Raw genomic sequence first — 15692 nt, 5'->3', positions numbered from 1 at the left:
GAGCACCATGGGACGCACACAAGACGGCGGCAACTGGTCACTGGCCTGGACCCCGCCGGACTACACCGTCGACGAAAAGGGCAAGCGCGTCGGTTACGTCAACACCTCTGCGCCCAACAACTGGGGTCGGTGGGGCGAGGACGATCAGCGGGGAACCGCCAACTTCATCACCCCGGACATGGTCAAAGCCGCTGCGGCGCTGGTTCGTACGGGACAAACTGTCAGTTGCGCGATTCCGCTGGACGCTTCCGGCCCGGTCCACCCGAGTCGGCCTGGGGTGGTGCACCTGTTCGGTTATACCGGCGCCGACTTCACGGTCGGCTCACAGCTACAGCTGATCGCACCGCGCATCCAGGGCGCCGACGACTACATCTTCATGCCACTGCAGGGCAGCACCCAGTGGGACAGCCTGGCCCACATCTGTTCTGACGACGTCATGTACAACGGCTACTGGATCGGCAACACCGAGTCCGGCGGCGGCGCGGGCCGCAACTCCATCCACCAATTGAAGACATCGCTCGCCGGCCGCGGTGTCCTGCTCGACCTCGCCCGGTGGCGGGGCGTGGACCGACTGGAACCCGGGGTCGCGATCACCCCCGACGACCTCGACGCCTGTGCCGCCGAGCAAGGGGTCACGGTGGGCACGGGCGACATCTTGTTGCTGCGCACCGGGCATGTTCCCTGGTTCTATTCGCTCGCAGACAAATCCGAGTTCTGGTCGGCCGGGTCGCCCGGGCTCGGACGCGACTGTGTGGAGTGGATCCACCGCAAGGAGATCGCCGCCGTGGCACTGGACAACATCGCCACCGAGGTCGAGCCCGCCGAGGACCCGAGCGACCGCCTGTACCCACTGCACATCCGGTTGATCCGCGATCTGGGACTCACCTTGGGTGAGGTGTGGTGGCTCGACGACCTCGCCGAGGCATGTGCAGCCGAGAGCCGCTACGAGTTCTTCCTGTCCGCCCCACCGCTGAACGTCACCAACGCCGTCGGCTCCCCATTGAACCCCATCGCGATCCTGTAACCGCCCGCTCACCGATCAGCAAGGACATTTCAGTGGATTTCGACCTGCCCGAATCGATCACGCAAACACTCAGGGAGATCGACGAGTTCATCGAGGCGGAGATCAAGCCTCTGCAAGAAGCCGACGACAACATGCGGTTCTTCGACCATCGGCGCGAGTACGCACGCACCGATTTCGAGGGCGGCGGGGTGCCCCGCCGGGAGTGGGAAGAGCTGCTCGGCCAGATGCATCGGCTCGCCGATGGCGCCGGCTGGCTGCGGTATGCGCTGCCCGCCGAGGTCGGTGGCCGTGACGGGTCGAACTTCGACATGGCCGTCATCCGGGAGCATCTGGCGCACAAAGGTTTGGGTCTGCACAACGATCTGCAGAACGAGTCGTCCATCGTCGGGAACTTCCCGTTCGCCCACATGTTGATGCAGTTCGGCACCCCTGAGCAGCGCGAGGAGTTCCTCGAGCCCATGATCCGCGGGGAAGCCCGCATCGGCTTCGGTCTCACCGAACCCGACCACGGGAGCGATGCCACGTGGATGGAGACCACCGCCCGTCGCGATGGTGACGACTGGGTCATCAATGGCGGCAAGCGATTCAACTCCGGCATGCACAACGCCACCCATGATGTGGTGTTCGCGCGCACCTCGGGCAAGGACGGCGATGCCCGCGGTATCACGGCATTCTTCGTTCCCACCGACCTGCCCGGCTTCTCCGTCGATTTCCAGTGGTGGACGTTCAACATGCCCACAGACCACGCCGAAGTCACCATCAGTGATGTGCGGGTACCGAATTCGGCGATCTTCGGTGCCGAAGGCGAAGGCCTTGCGGTCGCGCAGACGTTTGTCCACGAGAACCGGATCCGGCAGGCCGCCTCCGGAGTCGGTGCGGCGCAGTACTGCATCGACCGCAGCGTGGAATACGCGCGCAAGCGGATCACGTTCGGCGCTCCACTCTCGAGCAGGCAGGCCATCCAGTTCCCCCTCGTCGAATTGCACACCGAGGCCGAGATGGTTCGCGGCCTCGTCCGCAAGACCGCGTGGGAGCTGGACCGATTGCCGCACATGCAGATCAGCGACAAGGTGTCGATGTGCAACTACCGGGCCAACAGGCTGGTCTGCGATGCCGCCGATCGCGCCATCCAGGTGCACGGGGGGATGGGCTACACCCGCCACATGCCGTTCGAGCACATCTATCGGCACCACCGTCGGTACCGGATCACCGAAGGCTCCGAAGAGGTTCAGATCCGCAAGGTGGCCGGCTACCTGTTCCGATTCGCCGGGCCCGGCAAGATCAAGACCGACAAGCAGGCGTGACCCCGATGGAACCCGGCACCGACGACATCGGGCCACGCCTCGCCGAGCAACTGACATCTGTTCTCGGCCAAGCGGTCCGGATCGAGCAGCTGCAGCGGCTGACTGCCGGGGCGAACAGTGAGACGTGGGCGTTCGCGGCACACCACGGCGCGCATGTGCAGCGGATGGTGCTGCGTCGTCAACCCGGTGGTGGCCATGGCCCGATGGGTATGACAAGGGAGGCCGAGGCCATCGCGGCCGCGCACGCTGCCGGCGTCCCGGTACCCCGTGTGGTGGACTACGCCGATGACGGTGAAGCACTGGGCGCGCCGTACCTGATCGCCGACCACATCGACGGCGAGACCATTCCACGGAAGATCCTGCGCGACAACCGCTATGCCGACGCTCGCAGCTCGATGGCATCGGAGCTCGGTCGGACGCTGGCCCGGATCCATTCCATCCCGCTCGGCTCGGTGCCGGCCTTGCGTAGTGCCCCGACTGCGGATCTCGATCATCTGCGCACTCTCTACCTCGAATTGGACACACCGTCGGCCGTCACCGAGATCGCGTTGGCGTGGTTGGCCGCTCACCAACCCGAACCGGTCGGGGAAGCAGTGGTGCACGGCGACTTCCGCAACGGCAACCTGATCATCGACGAAGGAGGGCTGGCCGCCGTCCTGGACTGGGAGCTCACCCACATCGGCGATCCCCGGGAGGACCTGGGCTGGCTGCTGGTCAAGTGCTGGCGTTTCGGTACCGAACCCGAGGTCGGTGGTTTCGGCTCGATCGACGAGCTGCTGGACGGTTACGCCGAGATCAGCGGGTCGCGGCCCGACGTGGACGCGGTTCGCTGGTGGCAGATCTACCGCACGGCATGGTGGGGTATCGGTTGCGCCCAGATGGCGCAGCGACATCTGTCGGGCGAGGTCCGGTCGGTGGAGCTCGCCGCCATCGGCAGGCGGGTCTGCGAGCAGGAGCACGACCTGTTGCTCGCCCTCGGTCACCCGGCCGACCCCGCTCCGACCGAGTTGACCGAACTGCCGTGGACCGAGTTGCACGGCAGGCCGACCACCCCGGAATTGGTCGGTGCGGTCACCGAGTTCCTCCGTGCGTCCGTGATGACCGCCGCCGACCCGGCGCTCGCATTCCAGGCCCGGGTCGCCGCCAATGTGCTCGACATCGTCGAGCGTGAATTGACCTACGGGGGCGTTCAGCAGCAGCGCCGATGGAGTCGCCTCTCTGACCTGGGCTTCGACACCGAGGCCGAGTTGGCCCTGGCGATCCGCTCCGGGTCGATCGCGGCCGACGACCCGGCAGTGGTGGCCGCCACACGTGCCGCTGTGACGGATCGTCTGATGGTGGCCAACCCGCGATATCTGAACATGTAGGAACGACGCGGGCCCGTTCGGCAGCGGCCCTCGCTCGCCGTGCGGCCTGCTGCTTGCGGTGGTGCCACGGTCACAACACCACCGGCACGGACCCGGTCCGCCGGCCGTCTCGGTCGAGCACGGAGCCGAGCCTCTTCGAGGTCTCGAGCGTGACGGACCGGTCCACCACGGTCAGCCCGGGCACACTCCGCTCCAGCTCGTGTTCGAACTGCGACAGCTCACTGATGTGGTGCAGCCACACGGTCATGATCACGTTCGCGGTCCCCGTCACCTCGCAGCAGACGCGTACCTGAGGAAACGCGTCGAGTGACTCGACCAGGGTGTCGAGGGCGCGTGAGTTCCCACGGGCCCAGACGTTGGCGGTCACCGGCCACGCGCTGTAGGCATGCGCCACCTCGCAGCGGATCGACAGGATTCGTTCGGCCATCAGCCGGGTCAGCCGCCTCCGCACGGTCGGGGCACTGAGCCCCGTGAGGTTGGCGAGGTCGACCGCGGATCGGCGGCCGTCGGTGGCCAGGGCAGCCATCAGTTCGAGGTCCGCCTCGTCCGGCTCGTGTGTCATCGGCACGGGCGCAGGTCGGTACTCGGTGAGCGCCGCCTCTTGTGTGTCGGACAGCGCGTGCACCCGCCAGCGTTCACTCTCGCCGTGAACACGCATGACGACGCGGGTGCGGGTCCTGGCCGAACCGTCGGTATCGGCCAGCCGCTGAACCCAGTCGCCGAGGAAACCGAGGTCGGGCACCATCACCGTCAACAGTAGGTCGCTGTCACCGGCAGTGCGTTGGATGGTCGCCACGTGGCGATCCCGGATCAATTCGTCGAGTAGACCTTTCGGGCGCGCCGCGGTGTGAACTTCCACAAATGCGCTGCAGCACTTGTCCAGATACGCACCCCCCGGGTACGTCACGATCCACGCGAGCCCGTTCTCCACCAGGCGGTCCCACCGCCGCGAGGCGGTTGCCGCACTGATACCGAGTACGTCCCCGACGGCTCCCCACGGTGCGCGCGGCGCGACCTGCAGTGCATGCACGATCTGATCATCGATGTCGTCGGTCACAGCACAATCGTGCAACATGAGCGCGAAATTTTTCAGTCGACGCCGGAGCCGAGACGCCGGCGGGTCGCGATTGTAGTTTTCTCGCATCGCAATTGGAGCTGCGCGAGCGGCACGGTGAGAGACGAGGAAACGGGTATGAAGGTTTGTGTCATCGGTGGTGGCCACGGCGCCTATGCCGCGGCTGCAGAGCTGACCGAGAACGATCACCATGTGACGTGGTGGCGCCGGGAGCAGAGTGCTTTCGACGCCCTCACGTCGGTGGGTCACCTCGACATCAAAGACCATCGCGGAGAACGCCGGATCCCGGTCGACGGTGGCGGCATATCGGTGACTGCCGATCTCCGTGATGCGGTCGCAGCGGCCGATGTGATCGTCATCCCGATACCTGCTTTCGCACATGATGATCTCGCCACCGCCCTTGCCCCACATCTGCAGGACGGGCAGGTCGTGTACCTGCCGCCAGGTAGCTTCGGCTCGTTCATCTTTGCTCGCGCACTTCATGATTCGGGGAATTCGGCCGATGTTGCCTTCGCGGAGACCGGTACGCTCCCCTACCTTGCCCGCAAGGACGGCGAGTCCAGGGTGGTCGTGAGCGGGTATGCCACCCGGCTACCCACCGGGGTGTTCCCGGCACGCCACACCGACCGGGCACTTGCCACCTTGGCCGAGGTCTACCCTTCGGTGGAACGAGTCGAGGACGCACTCAGCGGAGCGCTCATGAATGCCGGGCCGATCATCCATCCCCCGCTGATCCTCATGAATGCCGGCCCATTGGAACATTTCCCGGCCTGGGACATCCACAACGAGGGAACCCAGGATTCGATCCGCAGGGTCACATCGGCATTGGATGCAGAGCGCATCGCCGTACGCCGGGCGCTGGGCTACGCGGCCCCACATTTCCCGCTCGCAGACCACTACTCGGCCGACGGCGACGAGTGGATGTACGGGAATGCGGCACACGAAAAGCTCACGGACAGTGGGGATTGGCGCGAGGAGATCGATTTGCACACGCACCGTTACATGACCGAAGACGTGGAGATCGGGCTGGCGCTGCTGTCGTCGGTCGGCCACTGGGCATCGGTGCCCACACCGGTCGCCGACGGCCTGCTCGCCCTCGCGGGTGCGATCACCGGACGCGCCACCGGTACCGGTGGCCGCACACTCGAGGCGCTCGGTCTGTCCGACCTCGATCGCGACTCGATGTCGGACTTCCTGCGGAACGGATTCTCTCGGTGACCATTTCGAATGTCGCAATAGTGGGCGCCGGGCGCATGGGCCAGGGAATCGCGGCGGCGCTCGCGTTCGGGCACGTCACGGTGTCCGTCGTGGACCTCCGTGACCGCGGCGACGACACGGGGCCGTACCTCCAGGCGGTGGAGGCGTCGATCCGCTCCATGCTGGAGCGAAAGGTGATCCTTGGGCTCTTGCACCCCACAGACCTGGAAGAAGTGCTCGATCGGGTCACGGTCGTGTCGGCACCGGATGCCCTGACCGCGATGTCGTCTGCTCAGCTGGTATTCGAGGCAGTCCCGGAGATCATGGAGGTCAAACGCGTTGCCCTGTCGTGGATCGAGGACACCATCGCAGACGATGTACCGATAGCCTCCACGACGTCGAGCTTCCTCGTGACCGACCTCTACGAGTTCGTCTCCCACCCAGAGCGATTCCTGAACGCGCACTGGCTCAATCCCGCCGACCTCATCCCCCTGGTGGAGATCAGCGCCGGCGTGCACACGAGCGAGCGGGCGGTCGAGGCCACACGGGAATTGATGATCGCCATCGGCAAGACCCCGGTGACCTGCTCACCTTCTCCTGGCTACATCGTGCCGCGCCTGCAGGCGCTGGTGATGAACGAGGCAGCCAGGATGGTGGCCGAAGGTGTTGCCAGTGCCGAAGACATCGACCGTGCGGTCCGAATCGGTTTCGGGGCCCGGTTCTCTGTTCTGGGGCTCCTCGAGTTCATCGACTGGGGCGGGTGCGACATCTTGTACCACGCGTCGAACTACTTGAGAGGTGAACTGGGCGAGAGGTTCTCGCCTGCAGAGCTCGTCGAATCGAACATGGCATCCGGTCGTCGAGGCATCTCCGACGGGCAGGGATTCTATACTTTCGACCCGCTCACCGTCGACGAGTACCAGGCCCGCCGGACCGCCGAGTTCGCCCGCATCCTCGACGCATTGGGTGAACTCCCCCGTTACGGGGACCTCGTTCCCGCGACTTAGACCAGCACACAGCAACTCTCAGGACAGCGTCTGCCCGGCGCTGCGCTCGACGCTGCCCCGATAACCCGACGCCGCAGCCAAGGTGGCTGCGCAGTAAGGCTTTTCCCTATTCGCAGCGCGCCGCGATGCGCGCATCATCGATCCATCCGCCAGACCCGGACCCTGGCACGTTCGCCAGACCCGGCACTTTTCATCCGTCACGAGGAGCATAGACATGGTGGCCACAAATCATCCAGTCGCACAAGCCGGCGAAGACCGCCGCGAAGGAGCCACTCGCATCGGGGTGGCATCCGGCGCCGGAACCATCCTGGAGTTCTACGACTTCGCCATCTACGGCACCGCCACCGCACTGGTGTTCAACAAGGTGTATTTCAACGTCGACGACCCGTGGTTCGGCACGTTCCTCGGCTTCGCCACGTTCGCGGTCGGGTTCATCATGGCCCCGATCGGCGCGGTGATCTTCGGGTACTACGGTGACAGATTCGGCCGGCGAACCGCACTGACCACTGCCTTCCTCCTGATGGGAGGGGCAACTCTGGTGATGGGCATCCTGCCCGACAGCAACGCCATCGGTGTGGCCGCACCCATCATCCTGATATTCCTGCGCATGGTGCACGGCATCTCGCGAGGCGGGGAGATCGGCGGGGCCACCCTGCTCGCCGCCGAACACGCACCCCGCGAGCGCCGAGGACTTTATGGCGCTTTTGTCACGCTGGGCTCACCGGTCGGCGGAATCCTGGCCAATCTGTCGTTCGCGCTCGTGCTGCTGCTCCCCATGGAAGACGTGATCGCGTGGGGCTGGCGGATCCCGTTCCTCGCCGGCGGTCTGGTGCTCGCGATCGGGATCTGGACCCGGGTGAAGATCAGTGAGACACCCGACTTCGTGGCGACCACCTCCGAAGAAGACGTCGACGCCCCCAAGGCGCTCGCGGTTGTCAAGGAGAACTGGAAGCGGGTGGGACTCGCCGCGGGCATGAACATAGGCCAGAACTGCTACGCGTTTCTGCTGTTCACGTTCATGCTCTCGTTCTTGACCGAATCATCTCCCGGCCGGGGCTTCGTCCGCTCCGAGGTTGTCCTCGGAATCACCGTGGCCCTTGCGTGCCACGCCGCAACCGTCGTCCTGGGCAGCTATCTGTCCGACCGGATCGGACGCAAACCCGTGATCGGGTTCGGCATGGTCACCGCACTGCTGTTCGCGCCATACCTCTTCTGGGTCACCGAGAACGGGTCGTTCACCGCATGCATCACGGTCATCTCTATCGGGTTCGCGTTGACCGGGTTCGTCTACGGACCGATCCTCACCACGTTTGCCGAGCTCTTCCCGGTGAGCCAGCGCTACAGCGGGATCGGCATCGGCTTCCAGGTCGGGGCGGTGCTGGGCGGCGGTTTCGCTCCGATGATCGCCAATCGACTGGTGAGCGCAACGGGCAGCGTGATCCCCGTCGGCTTCTACGCCGCAGCCCTGATGGCGGTGAGTCTGGTGTGCCTGCTGTTGATCAAAGAGAGCGCTCCGGTGGTCAAGGACCGCCGCGAGGCACGCCGCCAGGCGGACGCCCTGGCCAGGACCCACTGAGCGATCCGGGACTACTGCGGATGTACCCGGGGTGTCAGGAAACGTTGTGCCACAGCAAGTGCCGCGGTGCCCGACCGCTCGCCCTCGCAGTAGACGACAAAGACCTTGCTACCCGAGATGCCGACAAACCAGCCCGGACCCTGCGGGCCGTTGGTGCCCACGAGCGCTCGCATCCCGGACGCGTTTGTGAGGTCGCTGGCGTCACCGGTGGTGGCGGTGTCGCGCATGGCCTTGCCGACCGTGCCGAGCACCGCAGGATCCACGGTCCCGAGTTCTCCCCCGGACACCCGGCCCGGTTGTCCCACGATGATGGACGGGGCGATCGAACTGCCGCGGGCTATCGCAACCCCGAGGGTCGCCATGTTCAGCGCGGACACGGTGAGGTCCTCGGAGCGGAAGGTCACCGGCTTGGCGTCGATGCCCTGCCCACCACCCTCGGGGCGGACACCGGGGACGGTGAAGTCCACGTCGAGGCCGAGTTGAGCCAGCAACGCGGCCGCCTTCGAATCATCGGATCCGGCAACCTCGTTGATGACCTTGGCGACCGGGCCCAGCGTTGTGCCCGCCGGGTACTGCCTGCCGATGGTGATGCCGTGCTCTGTGGCCAGGTCGTTACGGGTGGACGCGCGGATCGCCCCGGTCTTGGCGTCGAGCACCAGGATGCTCGCCGGTTGCGCGACCTCGACGACGGCGTCGAGGGCGTCCAACTGGGTGATCGGGTCGATGGTGGTGGGCACGTTCGGACCGGCCGGCCCCTGCTCACCGGCCAGCTGAAGCGGCTTCTGGCCGGGCGCCAGCATCTGGACCGCCCACCCGGATGTGGCGTCGCGGATGGCCTGCCAGTAGTCGTGGACGCCGTCGAGTACGGGCGAATCCAGTCGCCGGTCGATTAGGACCAGCTGCGGCACCTTCCGGATCGAGACTCCGGGCACCGACCTGGGGTCGCCGGCCAGCGCCACCATGTCCGATTCGCGCACGGATACGACGGTGACGGGCTGGTTGCCCGAATCGCGGAGCTGCTGGGTCATCACGGCGGGGGTGACCAGTGGCGCGAGCGGGGCGATGATCCCGGCGAGTGCCGTGGTCGCCGCCCCCAGGTCACGGGTGGCGCCGGGATCGAGAACGACCTCGTTGATGGTCTGCAGGTTGAGCATCGGCTTGCCGGAGCGGTCGAGTACCACCGGGGAGGGCCGTGCGTCGGTGCGGATGTTCCGGAGGCTTCCCCCGGCGGGCATGTTGTCGGCTAGTAGTTCGGGTTGCCAGTTCACCCTCCAGCCGAGGGACAGCTTGCGAGCGGAGCCAGCCGTCTTCGTTGTGAACTCGCGCTCGTCGCCGAGTTGCCAGGTGGTCTCGAGGTCGAAGGTCGCGGTGCCGTCGGTGTACTCCTGGGCGTGCCCCACCTTCACGTCGACCTTCTGTGCCGACATCCCCGTGAGGGTGGCCTGCAGCGCGGTGCCCGCCGGTCCCGGCGCCGATGTGAACCCGGCCGCAGCAGTCGAATCCTGGTCTTCCATCGCAGCGGCGAACTGGTTCAGCATCGCCGCGGCGCCCGTGTCGAGTTCCTTGCCGAAGGCGCCACAAGACGTGGCGGCAAGCGCGCAGACGAGCGCAAGAACTGCAATGGCCGCGGAACGGCCGGGGGAACGACGCATAGTCACAATTTTCACTCCTGTAACAGGGTGAATGGCACCAATGTAGTTTCCGACTTGCTTACGAGACCGTCACAATCGAGTAACTACCCTTAAATCAGCTGCTTTTCGGCCCTATTCGTCCACTTTTGCGACGACGGCCGAGCAGGCGGAAGATGGATGGGGTGAGTCTCCATCAACTGGTCCGCGCTGACGAACGACCCACCACCCGCATCGACTGGCTCGATTCGAGGCACAGCTTTTCGTTCGGCGACAACTACGACCCGGCCAACACACATCACGGTGTGCTGCTGGTGAACAACGACGACCGCGTCGCCCCGCAGCAGGGCTTCGACACCCATCCTCATCGGGACATGGAAATCGTCACGTGGGTGCTGTCGGGTTCGCTGGTGCATCAGGACTCGATGGGCCATTCCGGCGTCATCTATCCGGGGCTCGCCCAGCGGATGAGCGCGGGCACCGGTATCCGCCATTCCGAACGCAACGACACCTGGCAGCTACAACAGGGAACCGGCGCCGACCCCGTCCACTTCGTGCAGATGTGGGTGCTTCCCGACGAAGCCGGTATCGAGCCCGGCTACGACCAGCTCGACATCGGCGATCAGTTGCAGTCGGGCGGGCTCGTCACCGTGGCGTCGGGTATGCCGAAGTACGACTCGGCGATCCGGATCGCGAACCGCTCGGCTGCCCTGCACGTGGCCCGACTCTCGGCCGGCCAATCGATCACCTTGCCGGATCTGCCGTGGGGCCACGTTTTCGTGGCGTTGGGGTCTGTGGATCTCGAATCCACCGGCCAGGCAGACGCCGGCGACGCAGTCCGGATCACCGATGGCGGCGGAGAGAGACTCACCGCCCACACCGACGCCGAAGTCCTCATCTGGGAGATGCATACGGCTTTGGGCCGCTAGTTCACAACCGGTTGCCCCGGCCCTCCGCGGAAATCCACCACAAACGTCCCCGTCAACGTGCACGGACGGAAATATGCCCTCGGTGCAAGGGCGCGGGGACGATGTTGGTGGAGAACCCAACCACGGCCCGACTGCCTCGCCCCACCTATCAAGCTCCCGCACGACAATCTCCTCGCGGACGCACACCGCCCGGCAGACGGCCCGCGTGCTCTGGACAGAGGAGCGAGGGAGCGCAGCGACCGAGTCGACGAAGGAAGAGCACGCGCGAGAGGCCGTCAGCCCGCGAGCGAAGCGAGCCAACAAACACAGCCGGCTTGATAGGCCGAGCATCCCCGCAAACCCACCACAAACGTCCCCGTCACCATGCATGGACGGGAATGCGCCCTCGGTGCAAGGTCACGGGGCCGATGTTGGTGGAGAACCCCAACCACGTCCCGACTGTCGCTTCCCGCATCTACTCCCGCACCTGTCTGTGCCTCACGCCCAAGTTTGAACACGGGCGCGAGGCACAAAGCCGTGCGTCGGCAAGCAATGCTGTCGCCGAGGACTCACACAGGCCGTCAGCCCGCGAGCGAAGCGAGCCAATTACACAGCAGCAGCCGCCTTCACCGCGTGACTGACCTCCGACCGCAATGCGTTGTATTCGGACGAACTCCTGAGTGCTTCGGCATCGACGTCGCCTCGCGGTAGGTCGACCTCGATGTCGAGTGCTATCCGGCCGGGCCGCCTGGTCAACACGACGATCCGGGATCCGAGGAACACTGCTTCCTCGGCACTGTGGGTGACGAACACCGAGGTACGGCCGGTTTCGGTGCTCACCGCACGCACGTCTTCTTGCAGTCGCTCCCGCGTGAGAGCGTCGAGGGCGGCAAATGGCTCGTCGAGCAGGAACAGCGGGTTCTCGGCGGCCAGTGCGCGGGCGATGGCCACCCGCTGTTGCTGTCCGCCCGAGATCTCCCAGATCCGCCGATCTGCGGTGCCCTCGAGACCGACCCGTTCCAGTAGTTGATCCCGTCGGCCCGGCCGGTCGGATTTGGCGACGCCGGCGTATCTCAGCGCCAGGTCGATGTTGCCGCCGACGGTTCGCCACGGGAAGAGGCGTGGTTGCTGGAACACGACGCCCGCCGAGTCACCCGGGATGGGTGGGCGGCCGAGCACGTCGACGCGCCCTTCGGTGGGCCTCTCGAATCCCGCGATCAGCCGCAGAAGGGTGCTCTTGCCACATCCCGACGCCCCGACCAGGACGAGAAACTCCCCGGCCGGGACATCGAGGGACACCGGACCGACCGCGGTGACGGTGTCCGAACCCTTGCCATAGCGGTGCGAGACGTTGTCGAGCAGGATCGCGCCCGACGTCGAGGCGTCACTGTGCGAAGGCACCGGGCAAACCTTCGACGTAGATCGCCTGCTGCAGTTCCTCGAGGGTGGGCGCCTTGTCGATCTGCTTTTGCTCCACCAGGAACTCCGCAGCACTGAGCAGGTTGTTGGCGAGGTTGCCGACAGCCCCTGGGGTGCCGAGCCACTGCGGCGACGCGATCGACTCCGGGGTCAGGTACACGCCCTGCTTGAGCTGGCCGAGTGCCTCATCTGCGCTGATCCCCAGTTCGGGTGCGATGAACCCGGCCGCTGCGGCGGGATCGGACTTGATGAGCTCGAGGGCGCGGGCCTGCACCTTGCGCCATGCGTTGACCGCTTCCGGGTCGCTCTCGATCAGTTTGTTCGACACCACGCCGAGATCCAGTGTGGGATTGCCTGATTCACCGATGGCCCGGCTGGTGACCAGGTCTTTGCCGGTCTTGCGCAGCTCGTCGAGCGTTGGCAGCCAGGTGTAGGCGGCGTCGATGTCGCCGCGTTCCCATGCCGCCAGGATCGCCTGGGGCTGCAGGTCGACGATCTTGACGTCGCTCGCCTTGAGACCGGCCTGCTCGAGGGCGACCAGCAGACTGTAGTGAGCTGTGGACGCGAGCGCGGTTCCGATGGTCTTGCCGCGCAGATCGGCAACACTGTTGATGTTCGTGCCGTTCCGGGCGACGAGCGCCTCGTTGTCACCGGCGACATCCAGGACAAACGCTACCTTGTAGCCGATGGGCGAGGCGCCGGAGAGCCCACGGGCCACCGGGCTCGAACCGATTGCGCCGATGTCGATCGAGTTGCCGATGAACGCCTGGTTGATGGTGGCTCCGGATTCGAACTTCGTCCACTTGATGGTGTGGTCGGGCAGCGCTTGCTCGAGCCATTTCTGGTTCTTGACGATGAGGTCGCCGCTGGGGAAGGCCTGGTATCCGATGGTGATGGTCTTGCCGCTGTCACTGTCGTCGGAGCAGGCGGCGAGGCCGAGCGTCAGGGTCAGCGCCGCGAGCGCGGCGACCACGGTTGTCCATCGTCGACGCAGGCGTCCGGGCAGGGCTGTATCACTCATGTTCGTTCGGGTTCTTTCTCTCTGTGGGACTTGCTGTATGGAGTTCAGGCGGCGTGGGTCAGGCGCGACCACGCCAGGGCACGGTCTTGCGCTCGATGAGTTGCAGCAGACCGTCGATGATGAGCCCTGAGGTACCAATGGCGACGATGCCGACCAGCACCACCGGAGTGTTGTTGTAGTTGGCCGCATCTCGCACCATCCCGCCGATGCCCGGCAGACCGTTGACCAACTCGGCCGCGACCAACGATGAGTAGGCGACGCCGACCGCGAGCCGGATCCCGGTGAAGGTCTCCGGCAATGCCGACGGCACCACCACATCCTTGATCACGTCGAACTTGCTGCCGCCCAGCGCTTTTGCTGCTTCAGTGAGACTTTGCGGGGCTGCCAGCACCGCAGATGTGGTGGCGACGGCCACGGGTGGGAACGCAGCGATGGCGAGCAAGGTGATCTTGGGTTCTTCGTTGATGCCCAGCCAGATGATGAGCAGGGAGAAGTAGGCCAGCGGCGGCAGGGTGCGCAGGAACGTGATCCACGGTTCGAAGACCGCGCGGACCTTGCCGAACGTGCCCATCAGCAAACCGAAGGCGATACCGACGGCGATGCCGATCACGGTGCCGTAAGCGATTCGTTCCAGGCTGATCAGGAGGTGCTCGTACAGGTACTTGCCGGCGTAGCCCCGCACCCCGTCGTTGGTCGTCGAGGTCTGGACGAAGGCGTCCCACACCGCACTGGGGGCCGGAACAAGGGTCTCGTTCCAGATCTTCAGGCTCACCACGAGCTGCCACAGCCCGATGAAGATGATCAGCGACAGAACCGGCAACCCGATGCGCGACAACACCTTCGAGCTGCGCCGCCCACGGGGTGACGATGCCGGCGCGATGGCCCGGTCGCCGTCCTGATCGGTCGGTTCGGAGATGGCTGGCACTACTGACACTGCAAAACCCCTGGTGACATGGAGGCTCGTATCGAGCGGGAGACGATCGATCCCCGAGGCGGCCGAGGACCGCGCCGGCAGGATGGATCAGGAGGACGGACGGGAGAACGCGCTCAGGCGTCGGCCGACAAGCCGCAACCGCGCTCGAACATGGCTATCGACAACAGCTCTGGGCGCTGACGCGGCACAGATCCACCGCAAGCCGTCGCACCAGGGTCGTCGTGAACACTGCGTCACAGTAGCCCCGTCGGCAGCGGGCAGGCCGAGATACAGTTCGCCGGCTCCCAACTCTTTACGCCCCGGCGCGCATGTAGTAGGCCCGGCATCGGCTCGCGCCGTCGTCGACCGGCCCGCAAAACGGCATCACACGCGGTGAGCGGGGTGCGTCCGACAGTTAGGGCGAGACCGCGGGGCGTGTGGCGATGGATCGCATCTTCATGCTAAAAAATCTTTAGCTCCAGATAGTGGGCCTCAGTTAGCCGCCAACCTGCACCACAGCGCGACGGTTCTACAACTCTGTCCGCACGTTGGCCGAGGAGCTTCTACATGGAAAACAATCCCACCGATGGCCAGTCCATCGAGCACGTCCTGGGTGGCACCCCACACACGGTGGGAAGTTTCCGCTTCTACGCGAGAGAGCGGCGTTGGGAGTGGTCCGATGAGGTCGCCGCGATTCACGGGTACCTCCCCGGCGAGGTGAATCCCACCACGCAGTTCCTGCTCGACCACAAGCATCCCGACGACCGCGAGCGGGTCGCCCAGGCCATCGACGGCCTGGTCCGAGACGGACGGCCCTTCAGCAGCCGCCACCGCATCATCGACCGCGGCGGCCGGGTCCGGCACGTGCTGGTCATCGGCGACCAGATGCTGGACGAGTCGGGCGCTGTGACCGGCACCGAGGGCTTCTACGTCGACCTCTCCGACGGCCACGACAACGAGCTCAAAGAGACGATGGACGCGGCGGTCAAGAACTTCGCAGCATCGCGGGCCGTGATCGAGCAGGCGAAGGGCATGTTGATGCTGGTTTACGGCATCCCGGCCGACCGCGCCTTCGACGTGCTGACCTGGCGCTCACAGCAGACCAACACAAAATTGCGAACCCTGGCCCAGAACATCGTCGCTGCGGCCTCGGGCGCGGTGACCATCGACGATGCGGCTCGCCAAAGCTTCGACCACCTGTTGCTCAATGCCCATCAGGATGCCGAACCGGCCGTCGGCTGACGAAAACTGGC

13 protein-coding genes are annotated in these 15692 nt (G+C 65.6%); 8 read left to right on the top strand and 5 right to left on the bottom strand.

Annotated elements, in window-relative coordinates:
* Positions 1-7 precede the first annotated feature (7 nt).
* Genes KXR83_RS19765 through KXR83_RS19755 form a run of 3 tightly spaced genes read left to right on the top strand, consistent with a single transcriptional unit; the run spans position 8 to position 3695 of the window.
* Positions 8-1024, top strand: coding sequence for a cyclase family protein (locus KXR83_RS19765; protein ID WP_437426268.1), 1017 nt, complete (start codon positions 8-10; stop codon positions 1022-1024).
* Between the two features lie 32 nt (positions 1025-1056).
* Positions 1057-2328 (top strand): acyl-CoA dehydrogenase family protein, encoded by a 1272-nt coding sequence (locus KXR83_RS19760; protein ID WP_437426267.1) that lies wholly within the window; start codon positions 1057-1059, stop codon positions 2326-2328.
* A gap of 5 nt (positions 2329-2333) precedes the next feature.
* On the top strand, positions 2334-3695 hold the full coding sequence (locus KXR83_RS19755) for a phosphotransferase family protein (RefSeq protein WP_437426391.1): 1362 nt from the start codon (positions 2334-2336) through the stop codon (positions 3693-3695).
* Between the two features lie 70 nt (positions 3696-3765).
* On the opposite strand, the gene KXR83_RS19750 is transcribed toward KXR83_RS19755, so the two are convergent.
* Complete coding sequence (locus KXR83_RS19750) at positions 3766-4752, bottom strand: Lrp/AsnC family transcriptional regulator (RefSeq protein ID WP_437426266.1); 987 nt, start codon at positions 4750-4752, stop codon at positions 3766-3768.
* A gap of 135 nt (positions 4753-4887) precedes the next feature.
* Between KXR83_RS19750 and KXR83_RS19745 the strand changes: the two genes are divergently transcribed.
* The 3 genes from KXR83_RS19745 (at position 4888) to KXR83_RS19735 (ending at position 8550) form a co-directional block, all read left to right on the top strand.
* Positions 4888-5988 carry an NAD/NADP octopine/nopaline dehydrogenase family protein gene (locus KXR83_RS19745; protein WP_437426265.1) on the top strand — a complete coding sequence of 367 codons (1101 nt, stop codon included), beginning with the start codon at positions 4888-4890 and terminating at the stop codon, positions 5986-5988.
* On the top strand, positions 5985-6974 hold the full coding sequence (locus KXR83_RS19740) for a 3-hydroxybutyryl-CoA dehydrogenase (RefSeq protein ID WP_437426264.1): 990 nt from the start codon (positions 5985-5987) through the stop codon (positions 6972-6974). Before KXR83_RS19745 ends, KXR83_RS19740 begins: the two co-directional genes overlap by 4 nt.
* A 214-nt stretch (positions 6975-7188) precedes the next feature.
* Positions 7189-8550 carry an MFS transporter gene (locus KXR83_RS19735; RefSeq protein WP_437426263.1) on the top strand — a complete coding sequence of 454 codons (1362 nt, stop codon included), beginning with the start codon at positions 7189-7191 and terminating at the stop codon, positions 8548-8550.
* 11 nt (positions 8551-8561) lie between these two features.
* Here the strand turns inward: KXR83_RS19735 and KXR83_RS19730 are convergent, their stop codons facing one another.
* A complete protein-coding gene (locus KXR83_RS19730) occupies positions 8562-10202 on the bottom strand; it encodes an NTF2-like N-terminal transpeptidase domain-containing protein (protein WP_437426262.1) in 1641 nt (546 codons plus the stop codon).
* Positions 10203-10363: 161 nt separating this feature from the next.
* Here KXR83_RS19730 and KXR83_RS19725 point away from each other — a divergent pair, with 161 nt between their 5' ends.
* On the top strand, positions 10364-11107 hold the full coding sequence (locus tag KXR83_RS19725; protein WP_437426261.1) for a pirin family protein: 744 nt from the start codon (positions 10364-10366) through the stop codon (positions 11105-11107).
* Positions 11108-11692: 585 nt separating this feature from the next.
* On the opposite strand, the gene KXR83_RS19720 is transcribed toward KXR83_RS19725, so the two are convergent.
* Genes KXR83_RS19720 through KXR83_RS19710 form a run of 3 tightly spaced genes read right to left on the bottom strand, consistent with a single transcriptional unit; the run spans position 11693 to position 14460 of the window.
* Positions 11693-12487, bottom strand: coding sequence for an ABC transporter ATP-binding protein (locus KXR83_RS19720; protein ID WP_437426260.1), 795 nt, complete (start codon positions 12485-12487; stop codon positions 11693-11695).
* Positions 12471-13526 (bottom strand): taurine ABC transporter substrate-binding protein, encoded by a 1056-nt coding sequence (locus KXR83_RS19715; protein ID WP_437426259.1) that lies wholly within the window; start codon positions 13524-13526, stop codon positions 12471-12473. The genes KXR83_RS19720 and KXR83_RS19715 overlap by 17 nt, the downstream gene beginning before the upstream one ends.
* A 58-nt stretch (positions 13527-13584) precedes the next feature.
* Positions 13585-14460, bottom strand: a complete 876-nt coding sequence (locus KXR83_RS19710; protein ID WP_437426258.1) for an ABC transporter permease — start codon at positions 14458-14460, stop codon at positions 13585-13587.
* 546 nt (positions 14461-15006) lie between these two features.
* Here KXR83_RS19710 and KXR83_RS19705 point away from each other — a divergent pair.
* Positions 15007-15681: a PAS and ANTAR domain-containing protein gene (locus KXR83_RS19705; RefSeq protein ID WP_437426257.1), complete on the top strand. Its 675-nt coding sequence runs from the start codon at positions 15007-15009 to the stop codon at positions 15679-15681.
* The last annotated feature ends 11 nt before the right edge of the window (positions 15682-15692 follow it).

This window comes from Williamsia muralis, from assembly GCF_051487485.1.
Classification (GTDB): domain Bacteria; phylum Actinomycetota; class Actinomycetes; order Mycobacteriales; family Mycobacteriaceae; genus Williamsia; species Williamsia muralis_B.
Note: the sequence above shows the minus strand (reverse complement) of the source record. Positions and strands in the feature narration are given on the sequence as shown.

Coding starts and splice junctions, on each gene's coding strand:
- KXR83_RS19765 (WP_437426268.1), top strand. CDS start 8: ATGGGACGCACACAAGACGGCGGCAACTGGTCACTGGCCTGGACCCCG.
- KXR83_RS19755 (WP_437426391.1), top strand. CDS start 2,334: ATGGAACCCGGCACCGACGACATCGGGCCACGCCTCGCCGAGCAACTG.
- KXR83_RS19745 (WP_437426265.1), top strand. CDS start 4,888: ATGAAGGTTTGTGTCATCGGTGGTGGCCACGGCGCCTATGCCGCGGCT.
- KXR83_RS19735 (WP_437426263.1), top strand. CDS start 7,189: ATGGTGGCCACAAATCATCCAGTCGCACAAGCCGGCGAAGACCGCCGC.
- KXR83_RS19730 (WP_437426262.1), bottom strand. CDS start 10,202: ATGCGTCGTTCCCCCGGCCGTTCCGCGGCCATTGCAGTTCTTGCGCTC.
- KXR83_RS19715 (WP_437426259.1), bottom strand. CDS start 13,526: ATGAGTGATACAGCCCTGCCCGGACGCCTGCGTCGACGATGGACAACC.
- KXR83_RS19705 (WP_437426257.1), top strand. CDS start 15,007: ATGGAAAACAATCCCACCGATGGCCAGTCCATCGAGCACGTCCTGGGT.